13 protein-coding genes and 1 pseudogene are annotated in these 17,340 nt (G+C 62.1%); 4 read left to right on the top strand and 10 right to left on the bottom strand.

The genetic code is table 11. The features are described 5' to 3' along the window. Window positions 1–60: 60 nt before the first annotated feature. From prfB to hrcA, 4 genes and pseudogenes are all read right to left on the bottom strand, one after another. Window positions 61–1,192, bottom strand: a protein-coding gene (gene prfB / locus GRO01_RS12525) for a peptide chain release factor 2 (RefSeq protein WP_141307047.1) whose coding sequence is annotated in 2 segments (ribosomal slippage) — window positions 61–1,122 and window positions 1,124–1,192 — 1,131 coding nt in all. Because the reading frame shifts where the segments join, the coding sequence is not laid out codon by codon here. A 59-nt stretch (window positions 1,193–1,251) separates the two neighbouring features. Further along, window positions 1,252–3,897, bottom strand: a complete 2,646-nt coding sequence (locus GRO01_RS12520; RefSeq protein WP_062507674.1) for a penicillin-binding protein 1A — start codon at window positions 3,895–3,897, stop codon at window positions 1,252–1,254. Window positions 3,898–3,986: 89 nt separating this feature from the next. Continuing rightward, the gene (locus GRO01_RS12515) at window positions 3,987–4,871 is read right to left on the bottom strand and encodes an aldo/keto reductase (RefSeq protein ID WP_062507672.1); all 885 of its coding nucleotides are present in this window, start codon (window positions 4,869–4,871) and stop codon (window positions 3,987–3,989) included. 65 nt (window positions 4,872–4,936) lie between these two features. Next, window positions 4,937–6,006 (bottom strand): annotated as a pseudogene (hrcA, locus tag GRO01_RS12510) (heat-inducible transcriptional repressor HrcA). An 81-nt stretch (window positions 6,007–6,087) separates the two neighbouring features. Between hrcA and rph the strand changes: the two are divergent. From rph to GRO01_RS12495, 3 genes are all read left to right on the top strand, one after another. Continuing rightward, window positions 6,088–6,810: a ribonuclease PH gene (gene rph / locus GRO01_RS12505; RefSeq protein ID WP_062507670.1), complete on the top strand. Its 723-nt coding sequence runs from the start codon at window positions 6,088–6,090 to the stop codon at window positions 6,808–6,810. Then, the gene (gene rdgB, locus GRO01_RS12500) at window positions 6,810–7,409 is read left to right on the top strand and encodes an RdgB/HAM1 family non-canonical purine NTP pyrophosphatase (RefSeq protein WP_062507728.1); all 600 of its coding nucleotides are present in this window, start codon (window positions 6,810–6,812) and stop codon (window positions 7,407–7,409) included. The genes rph and rdgB overlap by 1 nt, the downstream gene beginning before the upstream one ends. Before the next feature lie 170 nt (window positions 7,410–7,579). Continuing rightward, window positions 7,580–8,803 carry a cation:proton antiporter gene (locus GRO01_RS12495; protein WP_062507668.1) on the top strand — a complete coding sequence of 408 codons (1,224 nt, stop codon included), beginning with the start codon at window positions 7,580–7,582 and terminating at the stop codon, window positions 8,801–8,803. 7 nt (window positions 8,804–8,810) lie between these two features. Here GRO01_RS12495 and GRO01_RS12490 read toward each other — a convergent pair whose 3' ends face one another. Further along, the gene (locus GRO01_RS12490) at window positions 8,811–10,190 is read right to left on the bottom strand and encodes an amidohydrolase family protein (protein WP_062507666.1); all 1,380 of its coding nucleotides are present in this window, start codon (window positions 10,188–10,190) and stop codon (window positions 8,811–8,813) included. Between the two features lie 118 nt (window positions 10,191–10,308). Continuing rightward, on the bottom strand, window positions 10,309–12,126 hold the full coding sequence (locus GRO01_RS12485) for an ABC transporter ATP-binding protein (RefSeq protein ID WP_371857416.1): 1,818 nt from the start codon (window positions 12,124–12,126) through the stop codon (window positions 10,309–10,311). A gap of 181 nt (window positions 12,127–12,307) precedes the next feature. On the opposite strand from GRO01_RS12485, the gene nth reads away from it, so the two are divergent. Continuing rightward, window positions 12,308–13,006, top strand: coding sequence for an endonuclease III (nth, locus tag GRO01_RS12480; protein WP_011252827.1), 699 nt, complete (start codon window positions 12,308–12,310; stop codon window positions 13,004–13,006). Here the strand turns inward: nth and GRO01_RS12475 are convergent. The 4 genes from GRO01_RS12475 to GRO01_RS12460 all read right to left on the bottom strand — a co-directional run bounded on the left by GRO01_RS12475 (window position 13,003) and on the right by GRO01_RS12460 (window position 17,163). Next, window positions 13,003–13,512: a hypothetical protein gene (locus tag GRO01_RS12475; RefSeq protein ID WP_062507662.1), complete on the bottom strand. Its 510-nt coding sequence runs from the start codon at window positions 13,510–13,512 to the stop codon at window positions 13,003–13,005. The genes nth and GRO01_RS12475 overlap by 4 nt on opposite strands. A gap of 64 nt (window positions 13,513–13,576) precedes the next feature. Next, on the bottom strand, window positions 13,577–15,649 hold the full coding sequence (locus GRO01_RS12470) for a ComEC/Rec2 family competence protein (protein ID WP_062507726.1): 2,073 nt from the start codon (window positions 15,647–15,649) through the stop codon (window positions 13,577–13,579). A gap of 204 nt (window positions 15,650–15,853) precedes the next feature. Continuing rightward, window positions 15,854–16,579: an NADPH-dependent F420 reductase gene (locus GRO01_RS12465; RefSeq protein WP_062507660.1), complete on the bottom strand. Its 726-nt coding sequence runs from the start codon at window positions 16,577–16,579 to the stop codon at window positions 15,854–15,856. Beyond that, window positions 16,576–17,163, bottom strand: a complete 588-nt coding sequence (locus GRO01_RS12460) for a hypothetical protein (RefSeq protein WP_062507658.1) — start codon at window positions 17,161–17,163, stop codon at window positions 16,576–16,578. The genes GRO01_RS12465 and GRO01_RS12460 overlap by 4 nt, the downstream gene beginning before the upstream one ends. Between the last annotated feature and the right edge of the window lie 177 nt (window positions 17,164–17,340).

Below are 17,340 nucleotides of genomic sequence, written 5' to 3'. Positions count from 1 at the left end.
TCCGTTTCAGTCGACTGGCACTGCTCCCGCTTATCTTCGGGAACAGTGCATATGGTGCGCTTACTGTGCGGTAGCGCTGGCTTCCGAACGCGTAGCGCCCACGCTCTGCGCCAGAGAAGCAGACATGAAGTCGTCCAGAGCGCCATCGAGCACGGCCCCCGGGTTTCCCTTTTCCACCCCGGTCCGCAGATCCTTGACCAGCTGATACGGCGCCAGGACGTAAGAGCGGATCTGATGTCCCCAGCCGATATCGGTCTTGGAAGCCTCGGTCTGAGCCGCCGCGGCTTCGCGCTTCTGAAGCTCGGCCTCGTACATCCGGGCACGCAGCATTTCCATGGCCTTGGCACGGTTGCGGTGCTGCGAGCGATCCGTCTGACAGGCCACCACGATTCCTGTGGGAATATGGGTGATCCGGATAGCCGAATCCGTTTTATTGACGTGCTGACCACCCGCACCGGACGCCCGGAACGTATCGACGCGCAGGTCCGAATCGTTGATGTCGACCTCAATCGAATCATCCACGACCGGATAGACCCAGACAGACGCAAATGATGTCTGGCGACGGGCCGCCGCATCGAAGGGCGAGATCCGGACCAGACGATGTACACCGGCCTCGGTCTTGAGCCAGCCATAGGCATTGGGGCCGCTCACCTGGATGGTGGCGGACTTGATGCCAGCCTGCTCGCCTTCGCTCCCTTCGATGAAGGTGACCTTGTAGCCATGCTGCTCGGCCCAGCGCGTGTACATACGCAGGAGCATCTCGGCCCAGTCCTGGGCTTCCGTACCACCCGCACCCGCATTCACCTCGACGTAACAGTCATTGCTGTCCGCTTCGCCCGAGAGCAGGCTTTCGATTTCACGCTTGTGGACGTCTTCGGCAATCCCCCGCAGGGTCTGGACAGCATCCTGGACGAGACTGTCATCTCCTTCCATTTCCGCCAGTTCGACGAGTTCGAGCGTGCTTTCGACCTCGGCTTCGATCTGCTGGACGCCTTCGATCTGGTTGGCCAGCGTCGTCCGCTCACGCATCAGCTTCTGGGCGGCCTCCGCATCGTTCCACAGGTCGGGATCTTCAACGCGGTGGTTCAGTTCCGCGAGACGTGTTGTTGCGACATCCCAGTCAAAGATGCCTCCTCAGCAGTGCCACCGACTGCTTGATCTGTTCTGAAAGGGCCTCGGTTTCGGCCGACATAATGTCCTCCACTGAAAGGGCGGTTTTACGCCGCCCCATTCGGTCTGTTCTGGTGCGTCTTAGTATAGGCCGCCTACGCCGATGTCACCATCGGACGGAGCAGGTTTCTGGGCCTGTCCCGGCGTTGCCGGAGCGCTGCTACCCGAAGCGCTTCCGGACTGACCCGGCGTCTGGGCCATGTCGCTTTCGGAGTCCGAAATCACGGCATCGGCCCCGGTATCGGCGGCGGTCAGGGCTTCCGTACCTGCACCAAAGCCATGCAGCGCCACGGAAGCGCCCGGGACCTGATCGGTCTTGAAGCCATCGACCGCAGAAATCCGACCCGTATCATAGCTTGCCAGCGTGATACCGTCCGGCACCCGGAAATCCAGCTTCGGACGGCTGGCAAGCGCGACCTTCATGATCTTGTTCCAGATCGGTCCGGCAACGCGGCCACCATCCGAATTGCGACCCAGCGTTTGGGGCGTGTCGAAACCGACCCAGACAACCGTGACGATATCAGGCGAGAAGCCGGCAAACCAGGCATCATGGAAATCCTGACTGGTACCGGTCTTGCCTGCAACGGGACGGTCGATCCCTACGCCGGCCATGCGACCGGTGCCACGGGCAATCACGTCCTGCATCATCTTGACGATCTGGAACGTGCTCTGCTCGCTTGCAAGGGTCGGGCGTATGTCTGTCAGAGCCGGGACGGACACGCTGCCGGGCGCTGGCGGGGCCGGGGCCGCAGGTGCGGCAGGCGGCGCTTCGGGGGCTGGAGGCGTCGTGCCATCATCCACAGCAGGCTGTTCACTGGGCGGGGCCTGCATGATGGTGCCAAGTTTCAGGCCGCCTGCCTGCCACAGGACACTGCCGGAGCGGTCCTGAATGTCATCCACAAGGGTCGGTGTGACGATATGCCCGCCATTGGCGATCGTGGCATAGGCCGCGGCCTCGCGCATGACAGTCGTCTCAACAGCGCCAAGGGCCGCAGGCAGCACATGCGGCATCTGCGCCACCAGTCCGGCACGGATGGCCGTATCGGCCACGGCCTTCATGCCGAGATGGGCCGCGACGCGGATCGTCACGAGGTTCCGGCTTTCACGCAGCGCATCATGCAGCGTCGTGGGACCCCAGTTATCGTGCTCGTAGTTCTGCGGATGCCAGTCACCGTAGGAGACAGGCGAATCATCGAAGCGCTCGGATGGGGAAATCCCCTTCTCCATCGCGGCCAGATAGACGAACGGCTTGAAGGACGATCCGGGCTGACGCAGCGCCTGCGTAACGCGGTTGAACTGGCTTTCATGGAACGACCAGCCGCCGACCATCGCCAGAACACGGCCCGTATGGACGTCCAGCGTGACGGCCGCACCTTCAACCTGCGGGATCTGGCGCAGGGCTGCGGAGCCACTTTCCTGTGGTTCGATCATGATGACGTCACCGGCCCGGAGCGGATGCATCCGTCGCGCCCAGGCAATATCCGTTGCAAGAAGCGTACCCTTGCGGGCTGTGCCTTCCTCGATCCAGCCCACATGCGTACCGCCGGGCAGCACGACCGCCAGACGCCACTCACGCAGCATGCCACCGGGCGGCGTGATGTGATCGAGAGCGCTTTCCCAGCCATCATCCTGAATATCCGGCAGGTTGCGCAATGCTCCCCGCCAGCCGCTATGGACCCGGTCGTAATTCATCAGGCCTTCATGCAGAAGGCGTGTCTCGGTGACCTGAAGGCTCTGATCGAGGCTGGTATGAACTTCCAAACCGCCCTGAGCCGCCCGCTCCTGCCCGTACTGGGCGATAAGCTGGCGGCGGACTTCCTCGCCGAACCACTCGGAATCCGGCAGAGGTCCAAAGCGCTGCTTCTGCTGCGGGACCAGTGGCTCCTGCTTTTCCTGATCGGCCTGCTGACGTGTCAGCACGCCGGTCTCGACCATTAGATCCAGCACGAGGTTACGGCGCGCCATCGCAGCCTGCGGATGCAGGAACGGATTATAGTTCGTGGGCGACTTGGGGAGCGCGGCCAGTGAGGCAGCCTCGGCATCATCAAGCTGATCGAGCGGTTTGTTGAAATAGCTCTGGGCAGCAGCGGCAACACCATAGGCGCCGTTCCCGAGATAGATGCCATTCAGGTAGATTTCGAGAATCTTGTCCTTGGACAGCACCTGCTCCATTTTCATGGCGAGCAGGGCTTCCTTCACCTTGCGGTCGAAGCTCAGGACATTGCTGTTGAGCAGCATGACCTTCGCGACCTGCTGGGTAATGGTCGAGGCTCCCAGCGGGCGACGACCATGACGCGCAAAGATATCCGTCAGGCCCGCACGGCCGATCGCCATGAAATCCACGCCGCCATGCGTGTAGAAATTATGGTCTTCAGTCGCGATGAAGGCATTTTTCACCCGCTCGGGGATCGCATTGATCGGCACGAAAATCCGGCGCTCGTTCGCCAGTTCCGCCATCAAACGGTCGTCAGAAGCATAGATGCGGCTGACAGTCGGCGGCTGATAGGCACGCAGACTGTCTACGCTCGGCAGATCCGCCACGAGCTTGGCATAGGTCGTCCAGCTCAGGATTCCAGCCCCGGCGATCCCCATCAGCCCCACGCCGGCAATGATCGCCAGCGACTGCCTATAGCGCCGAAAGCGCGGAGGACGTGGAGGCGTGGCGCCCGGGCCCTGTGGATTGCCAGAGCCCTGAGGATTACGGGAACGGAAGGAACGTCGCGTCATGCGGCCTGCATAGCATTGTTCACTATCTGTCGTCGCCCCCGTCTGAAAGGGTCATTTCGTGGCAGAGGCGCCACCTTGAAACCTCATGTTCAGCGCTGTGACGCTTTCCATGTGTCATGGCCCTGACGGTCAAGTTCGCCGAACTCTTCATCATTGAGATGCAAGGACGCTGCACGCACGTTGGACGCCAGATGTTCGGGGCTCCCAGTGCCAGGAATGGGGAGCATGACCGGCGAGCGTTTCAGCAGCCAGGCCAGTGCGATCTGGCCGGCATCGGCGTGGTGGTGATGGGCGATCCGGTCCATCGAGGTACCGGGTTTGGCGAGATCTCCGGCGGCAAGAGGCGCCCAGGGAATGAAGCCGATATTTTCCTTCGTGCAGTAATCCAGCACGTCCTCGGAGGAGCGGTCCACGAGGTTGAACCGGTTCTGCACGGTCGAGACCGGGAAGTACTTTCTGGCCTTTTCGATCTCGGTCACGGTCACCTGTGACAGGCCGACATGCCGGATCAGGCCCTCCTCGCGGAACTTCGCGATGGCCTCGAACTGCTTTTCAGCCGGACAGTCGGGACCGATGCGATGAAGCTGCCACAGATCGATCCGGTCCACGCCCAGACGCCGCATGGACATCAGAACACACTGGCGCAGATAATCGGGATTGCCGACCGGCTTCCAGATATCGGGGCCGTGGCGCGTCAGCCCTCCCTTGGTGGCGATGACCATGCCCTTATAGGGATACAGAACTTCGCGGATCAGGTTTTCCGAGACAAACGGGCCGTAAGAATCTGCCGTATCGACAAAGTCGATGCCAAATTTTTCCAGGCTTTCCAGCGTTCGGACAGCCTGCTCATGATCGGGCGGCTCACCCCAGATCCCCTTGCCGGTGATGCGCATGGCTCCAAATCCGAGGCGGTGGACCTTGAGGTCTCCACCGATCAGAAAAGTGCCGGATTTGCGGGCGTCGGGTCCAGACATGAGCAGGCTCCTATGTTCCGTGGTCCCTGTTCAACAGTCCGGGCGGATCAGGGTTGCCGAAAACTTCAGCCAAGCAGGCGCCCGACCATCCGCGCAGTATAGTCCACGACCGGCACGATCCGCCCGTAATTCAGGCGCGTCGGGCCGATCACGCCGATAGCGCCCACGATCTTCTGGGCCTCGTTGCGGGCCGGGGCCACGATCATGGACACGCCCGACATGCCGAACATACCGCTTTCGCGCCCGATATAGATCCGCACCCCTCGGACGCATCCGCCAGTTGCAGGAGCTGGAGCATGGTCTCCTGCGTCTCCAGATGGTCGAACAGCATCCGGATGGTGGTCAGGCGTTCGATCTCGGTAATGTCGGCCAGCAGCTTCCCCTGCCCTTTCACGAACAGCGTCCCGCCATCGGCGTCCCATGTCGCCAGCCCGCTTTCGATGACGCTGGCGGTCAGGGCATCCAGTTCGTGACGGCTGGCATCCATTTCCGTCCGTACCCGTTCGCGCAGATTGCCCAGCGTCAGCTCCCCGAGACGGGAATTGAGATAGTTTCCGGCTTCAACCAGCGCCGAGGGCGGAACGCCGGGCGGCGTTTCGATGATGCGGTTCTCCACCTGCCCGTCCGAACCCACCAGAATGACCAGCACCCGCCCCGGGCCCAGCGCGACGAACTCGATATGCTTGAGGGTCGCGTCCGATTTCGGCGCAAGCACCAGTCCGGCTGCTGAAGACAGGCCCGATAGCAGGGAGGACGCTTCGGAAAGAATGTCCTGATAGGAGCGGCCATGAATATCGAGGCGACTGTCGATGCTGGCACGATCCTCTTCCGTCAGGGAACTGAACTGGAGCAACCCGTCCACAAACATGCGCACGCCCTTTTCAGTTGGCAGCCGTCCGGCCGAGACGTGTGGGCTGAACAGCAGTCCGGCGCGGGCCAGTTCCGCCATGACATTGCGGATGGTGGCCGGGGACAGGCTGGGCTGCAGGCGCTGGGCCAGGGTCTGGCTGCCGATGGGTTCGCCGGTTTCAACATATTCCTCGACGATTTCCCGCAGGATCGCAGCTTCACGATCTCCCAGACCGTGGGGCATCGGGATGGAGGGGCGGAACAGGGGAGGCTGTGGTCGCATCATGGTAAACCAACTGTCGGGGCTGGATGCCTTCGCGTCAAACGCGGTAGAGGCGGGACATATTCGACCACAGGATCTTTTTACATGACCGACACCGCAGGCAAACGCTCTTCAGGGCGTGCGCCGGACGAAAACCGCATTATTTCCATCGAGACGGGTTTTGCCCGCCATGCCGAAGGCTCGGCCCTCATCCGCGTGGGCGGGACGGAAGTCCTGTGCACGGCCACGATCGAAGACCGCGTGCCGCCCTTCCTGCGCAACAAGGGACAAGGCTGGATCACGGCGGAATACGGGATGCTCCCGCGCGCCACGCACAGCCGGGGCCAGCGCGAGGCCGCCAAGGGCAAACAGTCCGGCCGCACGCAGGAAATCCAGCGCCTGATCGCACGTTCGCTGCGCGCCTGCGTGGATCTGAAAAAAATCGGCGAGCGGACCATCACGCTCGACTGCGACGTACTAAATGCGGATGGCGGCACGCGCTGCGCGTCCATCACGGGCGCATGGGTGGCACTTTCCCTGGCGCTGAAAAAAGCCAAGCGGTCACAGGCCCTGACGGCACAGGTCGCGGCTGTCTCCTGCGGGCTGACGGATGCCGGAGCCGTTCTGGATCTGGATTACATCGAGGACAGCAGCGCACAGGCCGATACGAATTTCGTCCTGACGGCAGATGGTGGCATCATCGAAATCCAAGGGACGGCCGAGGACAAGCCGTTTCAGGAAAGCGAATTCTTCGAACTTCTGCGGCTGGCGAAGCTCGGCACGGCCCGACTGTTCGAAGCCCAGAACAAGGTGCTGGAGACTGCATGATGCGTAAACTTTCCCCCGGTTCAAAGATCGTGCTTGCCAGCCACAATGCCGGCAAGCTCCGCGAATTCTCCACCCTGCTGGCCAGGAGCGGAATTATCGTGCTCTCGGCCGCAGAACTGGATCTGGCCGAGCCGGAAGAAACGGAAGAGACCTTCACCGGCAATGCCGCCATCAAGGCTCTGGCCGCAGCCCGGGTCTCCGGACTGCCCGCGCTGGCCGATGATTCCGGGTTCTGTGTTTCAGCGCTGGATAACCGACCGGGTGTCTATTCCGCGCGCTGGGGTGGGCCGACCAAGGACATGCAGGTTGCGATGGAGCGCGTGCACCGGGAGATGGGCGATAACCCGGATCACCGGGCGTTCTTCGTCGCAGCCCTATGCCTGGCCTGGCCGGATGGCCAGACCCGGACCGTTCAGGGCGAATGTCACGGCACGGTCGTCTGGCCGCCACGGGGCGATCGCGGGCATGGTTATGACCCGATATTCATGCCCGAAGGCGAAAGCCGGACGTTTGCAGAAATGACGGAAGCGGAGAAAAATGCCGTCAGTCATCGCGGACGGGCGCTGGAGCAGTTCCTGAAAGACTTTATTGAAGCCTGACTGGAACAGGCCCGGTTTTTCCAAGAGGAAAATCCGGGTTTATTTTTTCTGGAATTTCTGGATCCGAAAAGCACAAACATAGATCCATAGAATACATAGTAACAAAAAATCACCGCAAATTTTGTGATTCATGTTACCCTGATCGGACCAGAAACAAAAAAGGGATCATCATGGGGAATGTGACAGCACTGTTGGCGGATGCATTTATATTTGTCCTTATCCCATGGGGACTGTGGCAGCTGCTCAGACGCTCCATTCCGATTGCCATCCTGCCCATTCTGGTCGGCATTCTTCTTGCGGTCCTGCATTTTCCCGCCTCGACCATCGGCATTCCCTCGCTTTATGGCGATTACATCGGGTGGCTGGCCGTTCTGGTGCTGGCGTTCACCGCCGGGCTGGAAATGTGGCAGAACCCGACCCATTCTCCCGAAGCCGCAAACCTGCCCTCCCCGACGCTGGGCCGCCTTCTGTGCGGCGCACTGGTGGCGCTGGGGATTCCGTTCGTCATCGGCACCGTTCTAGTCAAGCTGTTCTTCCTGCCGCTGCATGGCTGGCAGGCCCCTCACGGGAATGGCTGGATCGGCGCCATGTCGATCGGGCTGTGCATTTCTGTCAGTGCCCTGCCGGTTCTGATCGGGATCGTGCGCGAACTGGAGCCTGTCTATCGCCCCGTCGGACAGCTCGCCCTGAAGCTCGCGGTTGTGGACGATGCCGCGCTCTGGATCGGGCTGGCCATCCTGCAATTTGCCGCACGCGGACCAGATGCTTTACATGGCTGGACCGGCTTTGAGGGTCTGGCCGTCCTGCTACTGATCGGTATGGCCTTTCTCAGCAGCTGGGCCACGCGGAACCTTAAAAACCCGCCGATCTGGGTCATTTGGGCGGCCGTCCCGGCCTATCTCGCCGCAGGATCCTGGGCGAGCCATGAACTGGGGCTGCATGAGCTGATCGGAGCCTATTTCGCAGGTGCGCTCATGCCGCCACGCTGGGTCCGTCGCCTGCCGGTCGAGACTGTCGGTACGTTCTCGCTGATCTGGCTGGCCCCGATGTTCTTCGGCCATAGCGGCCTTCGGATTGACGGCGATGCGCTGACCTGGCCATCCGTCATCGCCTCGCTCCTGCTGGTCGTGATCGCCATTGTCACGAAGATCCTGGCCGTCTGGATCTTCCCGCCTGCGCCGGGCCTGACGCACCGGCAGGCTCTGGGGATCGGCTCGCTGTTGCAATGCAAGGGGCTAATGGAAATCGTGGCAGCGACCATCCTTCACGCGCATGGCATGATTTCGGAATTCGCCTTCGCCTCCCTGATGGTGCTGGCCGTGATTTCCACAACCCTGACGGGACCGATGTTCCGGCTGGTGTCAGGGCGTTCCCGTCCCCAAACCGCCGGATAACCGGTCCTCAGTTCTTCGAACGCACGGGGCCGTGGCTGACAAGAACGCCCCGCTGCCAGACCTGATCGATCTGATCCACGGCACCAATGTTTTCATCGGCATTACCATTCACAACCAGCAGATCGGCCCGACGGCCCGGCGCGATCACCCCACGATCGGACAGGTGCAGCAGAGCCGCGGCATTGCCCGTCGCCAGACTGATCGCCTGCACAGGCGACAGTCCCGCCTGCACCGTCAGGTAAAGCTCACGATGCTCGGCAAAACCGGGGATGCGCGCCGGAGCAGCCCCGGAATCCGTACCAAAACCGACCTTCACGCCCGCACGATACAGAACAGCAAGGTTCTTCTGATTAACGGACAGCGCATAATGCGAGGCCTTGGTCAGCGGCTTGGCCATCGTCTCGGCACGCCATTTCGGATCGGTGAACTCGCGGCGCAGGGCTGGATCGATACCCGCCAGCACGAACGGATTGGAGAGCAGTTCAGGCTGCTCGGCATAAAGATAGTTCGCTTCATCCAGATCCAGCGTCGCGATGTACCACGTCCCCTGACGGAGCATCGCGGCGATCAGATCATGATCGACCGGCTGGTCCCGCACGCCATGAGCAAGAATATCGGCCTTTGAGGCAACGATGGCCTTGGCGACGGCCAGATCATGAATATGGACCGCAACCCGCGTGCCATGCTGATGCGCTTCATCGATGACAGCCTGATAGATGGCCGGGGGCAGCATCGGATAGGTCTTGCCGTCAGGCACGTCATTGCGGAAATCATCCACCCACAGCTTCACCAGATCCGTATGCTCCGCGATCATCTGGTCCACATCCTTGCGAGCCTCTTCGGGCGTGGTGGGACGGAAAACCTGATCGGGACCGATACCATTGACCATGGCGGCCGGAGGCACACCATCAGGCGCGCCAATCCCCTGATCCACACCGTACAGATCCGCCCCCGGATTGCGGCCATCATGCTGTTCCTGACGCAGCGTGTCGAAAAGCGGGGAGCGGTTCAGACCCAGCGCCGTGACGGTCAGAACGCCGTAATCGGAATACTGCTTCAGGGCCGCAAGAATATTGGCGCGGGTGTAGTTATCGCGGCTGGCTCCCGTACCCTTCACAAGCCCGACATGGCTGTGATCGCTGATAAGGGCGGGCATGAGCGTCTTGCCCGTCAGATCCACATGACGGGCATCGGCAGGTGCGGGGATACCCACGGAGATGATGGTGCCGTTATCAATGACCACAGTGGCGTCCGGCTGGGCCAGGGCGCCCGTCCCGTCAATCAGCCGCGCATGTTCGAATGCTACCGGTTCAGCTATCGCACTCCCGACATATAGGGCGGCAGGCGTTGCAAGCAGCAGGGCGGCGAAGGCGGAACGGATGGTCATGCAGCGGTCTCCTGTGTGGCTCCCGTCGGGCATCCTGTGGTCCGGGCGGAAAAGTCCATAAACGGAGAAACGCAGCCAGACCTGAAAGGATGCAAAAACGCAGCCTTTCCCTCCCCGTTCAGACTTCCAGCGACTGAAGCTCGAACAGCCGGCGATAAATGCCACCCTCCCGCTCGATCAGTTCGGCATGGGTTCCGTCTTCCTTCAGCTCGCCCCGGTTGAAAACGAGAATGCGGTCCAGCTCCATGACGGTCGAAAGACGATGCGCCACAACGATCACGGTCCGGTCCTGCATGAGACGGCGCATGGCGTCCTGCACGAGAGCTTCAGATTCCGAATCAAGGCTGGACGTCGCTTCGTCGAAAATTAGAATTGGCGCATCGGCCAGAAAAGCGCGGGCAATGGCAACACGCTGGCGCTCACCACCCGAGAGCTTCACGCCCCGCTCACCGACCATGGTTTCGTAACCTTCAGGCAGACGTTCGATGAACGGCGCCGCATTGGCGAAACGGGCGGCTTCCTCGATCTCGGCACGGCTGGCATCAGGGCGCGCATAGGCGATGTTTTCCGCAAGCGTCCGATGGAACAGGACCGGCTCCTGCGGAACAATAGCGATGTGCGAGCGCAGGGAGTCCTGTGTCACATGGGCAATATCCTGCCCGTCCACCACGATCCGCCCGCCATTCACATCATAAAGACGCTGAAGCAGCTTGGTCAGGGTCGTCTTGCCCGATCCGCTCGGCCCGACAAGCGCCACGCGGGAGCCCGGCGCAATATCGATCGTCAGATCGTGGTAGAGCGGCTTATCCTGTCCGGGATACTGAAAGTCCACATGCTCGAAGTGGATGGCACCCTGTGAAAAGTGAGCCTCCGCGGCATCAGGAGCATCCCGAATGGCAGGCTCACGGCGGAAAATCGCCACCAGCTCTTCCATTTCATTCACCGAGCGCTGCACCTGGCTGACCTGCTGTCCCAGATCGCGCAGATAGCCCTGCACGAGGAACATCATCGTCAGCACATAAGCCACATCCCCCGGTCCCGCCTTGCCATCCCACCACAGCCAGACGGCGAGGCCGATCAGCAGCATCCGCATGGCAAGCGATGACAGGGCCTGCAGATTGGCGCTGTTGGTGCCGCGGATCCAGGTTTTCAGGGTGCGCTGACGCCAGCCATGGATGATGTTGTCGAGCCGCTCGTCTTCACGGTCTTCCGCACCGAACGCCTTGACGACCGGATTGCAGGTCACGGCATCTGCCATCGCGGCTCCCATTTTCGTGTCCCATTCATTGGAGGCACGGGCGGTGGGCGCGACGTAACGCAGGGTCAGGGTGATGGAAAGCCAGGCGAACAGCACGACCGAGACCGCCAGCACCGAACCCATAAGCGGCGAGCGGAACATGAGAACAGCCGTCGTGCCGCCCAGAACCAGCACTTCCGGTGCAATCAGAAGCAGCAGCGTATCGTCGAGCGTATCAATCGCCCAGATGCCACGCGTCAGCTTGCGGACGGTGGAGCCGGCGAAGTTGTTGGCATGCCAGTCCGTCGAAAAACGCTGCACCCGATCAAAAGCCTGATTGGCAATCCGGTGCATGATGGCGAGCGTAAGATGCGAAATCCCGATGAAAGACGAGCGCCGCCCGAACAGTCCGACCAGTCCCAGAACAATCAGCCCCCCGACCATGAGGAATGCGTCGTCCCGCAGATGCAGAAGCTCGGCCGTCTGCTCAACGGCGGGACCTGCGGCATGGCGGGAAATATCGTCCACCAGACGACCCGCGAGAATGGGCGTGCAGACATCGGCCAGCGTAGCGAGGCCGACGCCGCCCAGGGTCTTTGACAGCAAGAGAGGATGATCCCGCCAGCGGCTGGAGACGAAGGACAGGACCTCGGTAAAGGACACGTCCTGCTTGCGGCCCTCCTGCTGCTGGGTGGTCATGGGAAGAGTGGTATCGGACACAAAACGCTCCGCCGTCTGTCTGCCTGCGGTATGATGCAGGGCAGGCCACGGTGTGATGGCATGGAATTTTCAGAACTTTGCCGTATCTTGCTGTGTGTCCCAACCGGACGCAACAGCCCTGCAATACGCCCCGGTAACACATCCCAGTGGAGTGCCTGTCATGACCGATGCCCCCGCAACCGCAAGCCGGGCCATGAGCAAGGCAGCCGCGAAAGCCTTCATCACCGCACTGGCCGAGGCCAACCCCAACGCGGAGAGCGAACTGGTGTTCCGCAATCCGTTCGAACTTCTGGTGAGCGTCGTGCTTTCAGCCCAGGCTACGGACAAATCCGTCAACAAGGCGACGAAGGGCCTGTTCGAGGAAGCGCCCGATCCAGCGTCCATGGCAGCCCTCGGCGAGGACGGCATTGCGCGGCATATCCGCACTATCGGGCTGTGGCGGGCGAAGGCGCATAACGTGGCGCTGCTATGCGAACAGTTGCTGGAACGGCACGGAGGACAGGTCCCGTCCGACCGGGCCTCGCTCGAAGCGCTGGCCGGCGTGGGACGCAAGACGGCAAATGTCGTGATGAACGTCGCCTTCGGTGCAGATACGATGGCGGTGGACACGCATATCTTCCGCATCGGCAACCGGACCGGCCTGGCACCGGGCAAAACCGTGCGGCAGGTCGAGGACGGGCTGGTCGCGCGGATCCCGAAAGACATGCTGCGCCCGGCGCATCACTGGCTGATCCTGCATGGACGCTATGTCTGCAAGGCGCGCGCACCGGAATGCTGGCGTTGCCCGGCAACAAAATGGTGCCTCTACCCGGACAAGCGGATGCAGGCTCCGCCAGCACGAAAAGCCGCGGCGACCTAAAGGATCTGTGCCGCCGTCCGGCGAGAGGCCTGATAGGACACGGAATAGACCACGACCGTGTTGACCACGCGCATGTGGGTCGTGACCGAAAAGCCATTGGCGTTCCAGGTAATCTTTTCCGTCATGGGCGTCCGCACGTCGAACAGCGGCTGACCGTATTTCTGCCGGACCGCGCGTCCCCATTCCTCGGCGCAGATGCGAACATCACCGGAATCCGTATCCGTCAGGGCATGAACCTCAACCGAAGCCAGACGCCCGCCCAGAAAATTCACATCCACATTCGACAGGCACGACCCGATCGACGGCCCCTGCATCACATAGCGCGCAAAACCCGCCCGCGGCACCGGTGCGGGAAGCGCCATCATTTCCGGATGGCTGAGCTTTGCTTCCGGAACGCTCATGCCCAGGCTCAGCCCGTCCCAGATCACGGCGGGAGCGGCCTGCGCCGGAACAGCAACCATCAGTGCAAGCGCGAGCAGAACGCCCGTTGCGGGTTTGTAAGCCACGATAGCGGACCTCCTTGTACAGCGATCCTACAGGGCGATTGCTTTCCAAAAGGTTGAGAGGCGCTCACTCGGACTGGGCCAGAGGCAGGTTGGGCATGCCATGCCAGCCCACGGGCGGCACCCAGAGACGGTTCCCCCGCCAGCTCCGGTCCGACACAACCGTAAGACCGCGCCCAGCAAAAACGCTGTAGGCCCCATCCCGCCAGACCGAAAACCGGTCGATGGACGGCACATCCGGGCAACCTTTCCGCGCAGGCGAGGCGCTGATGAACAGGCTCACGCCCTCGCATTGCATCATGGTCGGCAGCGTATTGCCATCCGAAGCATCACGCACACGCAGCAGGACAGTCTGTGCACCAAGAGGCATCCGGCACGGACCGGACAGACAGTCTGACGGCAGCGGCGCCGTGGGAAGGGCAAGAGCCTGCTGCCAGTCTTCCAGTGTACGGCGTTGCAGGCTGGAATGAGGCCCGACCAGAAGCACACCCTGACGACGCACAGCCATCAGCCCCGCATCCGGAGAAACAAGAATATCCGGCTTCGGAGCCAGCCAGATCGAGGCCAGCCCGACCGCGATTGGCAGCAGACCAGCAAGGCACACCCTGCCCTTCCACAGACACAGGAAACACAGCCCGAGCATCACCAGAAGCAGGCCCCAGCCCGGCATGGCAGGAACAGGCTGATGCGCCATCGGAAACGCTGCCACACGCTCCGCCAGCGCCTGCACGATGCGGATTCCCATCCCCATGAGCTTCAGGAACGGCGCTTCGGCATGGAACGGCATCGCCACCAGAGCCAGAAGCCCGACCGGCATGATCCAGACCGCCGCAAGCGGCACGGCCACGAGATTGGCCAGCACGAACCAAGGCTGAAGCGCGCCGAAATGCGCCATACTGACCGGCAGGGTCGCCAGTCCGGCCAGAAGGCTCGTCAGGACCAGCGCGGCACAATGGGACACGACAACGCGGTACCATTCCCCCTCACCCCGCAGGCGCATGAGCGGTTCGCGCAGCGCACCATACCCCGCGATCAGCCCCATCACGGCAGCAAAAGACATCTGGAACGACACATCGACAACCGAGATCGGCGAGACGAGCAGGATCAGGAGCGCCACGATGGACAGAGACCGCATGGACAACACGCGCCGCCCGGTGACGATGGCCAGCGTCACGATACTCGCCATACCCAGCGCGCGAAGGCTGGGAAGATGCGCGCCTGTCAGCATCACATAACCCGCCCCGGCCAGCAGTCCGGCAACAGCGGCGATCTGCCGGCACGGCCAGCGCAGGGCGACATATTCAATAGCCGCCAGACCACAGCGCAGCGTCACAATGACAGCCGCCATCACGAGCCCCAGATGCAGCCCGGCCACCGCAAGGAGATGCGCCAGCCCCGAAGCGGAAAACGTTTCGCGCGTATGCTGGTCGATGCTCCCCGCTTCTCCCGCCAGAAGCGTTGCGGCAATGGCGGCGGTCTGGTCAGATAGCGCGGCATTGGCACGCAGAGCCACGGTTTCGCGCAGGGATTCAAGCCAGGACTGGCGGGAGGGCGCGCCTGAAAGGCTGACCGGACCGAGCGCATAGCCACTGCCGGCCAGCCCCGAGAACCAGGCTTCCCGCTGAAGATCCCGCCCGCCGGGCCAGGAGGGCGGTGACGGTGCACGCAGCATGGTGCGCAGGCGGATCGTGCTTCCGGGCTCGGGAAGCAGGTCGTCATCATCGCGCAGACGGATATGCAGCGTCCGGCGTAACGGCGCCATCCCGGCATCGACAGGCGTCTCGAACACGGCATCCGCCAGTATCACGCGATGGCCGTCATCCTCGTCATCATTGCGGGGCGGCAGGATTTCCAGCGACTGAACGCGTCCGGTCAGGACTGTCGCATGGGTCGGCAGGGCCGGCATCGGCGGCTGCATCCGGGCCTGAAACGCCAGATCGCCAAAACCGATCGCCACAGAGAGCAGCGCGAATCCCAGCAGACGCGGAAACAACCGCTGCCAGCCCCACCAGAAACAGGCACACCCCATCAGGATCGGCAGAACTGTGACGAGCACAACACACAGCACGGAAGGCTCGAACGGCAGAACCAGATACAGCATGGCCCCAAGCCCCACCGCGACCGGAAGCCAGCAGATCATCTGCCGCCCCTGATCCAGAAAGGCCTGGATGATGGCAGGCGGTGGCGTCAGTGCAGGGTCAAGGGACTCTACACGGGCCAGAAGTTCGTCCGTATCGAGGTCCGGAACGGAAAGGGGCTCTGTCTTCACAGACAGGACCGTAACGGATTTTTCCCCAGGACGCGCCTCCTCACTCGAGGTAGACGCATCCCGAACAGACTGCCTTTACTGCGACAGGTGCAGCGCCTGCTTCAGACCGGCAGCATCCTGTTCCAGCTCGAATCCGGTGTTGCCCGGCTGAAACAGTTTTGCAGTCGCGAGATTTCCGGTCACGACAGGCTCGAATCCGGCCGCCCTCACCAGCGCCACCACCTTTGACACGGCCTGCGCGTCATCTCCCGCAACCGGCACGGCCAGAAGAGGCGCCGCACGATGGGCTTCGGAGCGGAGCGTCGTCATGTCGATGGAATTGAACGCCCGGACCACATGCGCGGACGGGAAATAACGCTGGGTCGTCACACCTGCCCCATCCTTCTGCGCCGTATCCGCAATCGCCCCGTCCCGCCAGGGATAGGGATTGGACGGATCAAGCACGACCTTATCCAGCAGCGTCCGGCTGAGCTGCGGGCCAAGCTGCGGAATGGCGCCATATGGCACGGCGAGGACCACGATATCTCCGTAAGCCGCGGCCTGGGCCGGGGTTCCGGCGGTAGCGAGCGGACCAAGCGACGTTGCCAGAGACTGCGCCTCTGTCAGGGAGCGGGCCGATACCATGACGTGATAGCCCGCATGAACCCAGAGTTCGGCCAGCGTTGTGCCAACATGACCTGTGCCAATGATGCCGATCCGGGTTTTCTGGCCCGTGCTCTCAACCGCACTGGCGCTGCTGACCGTGACCAGACCCGCGAGCGCTGCAAGGAAGGGACGTCGTCTGAGCGGAAAGGCTGTCATGAGGGATGCCATTCCCGTGCGAGGACGCCTGCTCCGCCCTGAACCGGATCGGTTTTCGGGAATGGCAGGTCATGGATGCGGGCGCTCTGTTCTGCTGTGGGCGCAGCACGGAGAATGTCGAAGGACTGGTTGGGCGGATAGGCGCCTATGACGGTGAAATCTTCATCTGAGCCAAGATTGCAGTGTCCCGTGCCCGCCGGAAGCAGGGCGATGTCCCCACCACGCACCTCGACCGTCCGGGCCTTCGGGCCACCAAGCATGAGGCGGGCAGAGCCGTTGGAAAAGCCCAGAACTTCATGCCCCAGGCTGTGATAGTGGTGAAACGGATAGACGCCGTTCCGCCACTGCGGTGGCCAGCCGTTACGGGCAAACAGATCCTCATAGACCGATTCACGGTCCGGCCCCGCTTCCAGCGCATTGCGATAGACGATGACAGGAAGATCCGGATTGTTCGGCACCCAGTCATTGGCGCGCAGCGTAAAGACATCCACGTGCGATGTCGTGGCGCTCGCATGATGGATCCTGCCCTCTCCGAAGGTCAGTCCCAGCCCTGCCAGCAGGGCGTTGAAATCGCGTCGGTTCATCGAAAGGTACCACCCGGACTATTGGGGTACAGGATAGGCAGGTTCGGGAAAGGGCAGGAAATCACACGCGCTTGAAGAGGCTTAGCTTTTTGTAAGACACGTGGTTTTGACGGTTTTGCGGGGATTAATCCCATGTTCTGTTCCCTGCGCTAGCGGATGGAAGCGCGGGGCAGAGCG

This window comes from Gluconobacter roseus NBRC 3990 (assembly GCF_006538885.1).
Taxonomy (GTDB): domain Bacteria; phylum Pseudomonadota; class Alphaproteobacteria; order Acetobacterales; family Acetobacteraceae; genus Gluconobacter; species Gluconobacter roseus.
Note: the sequence above shows the minus strand (reverse complement) of the source record. Positions and strands in the feature narration are given on the sequence as shown.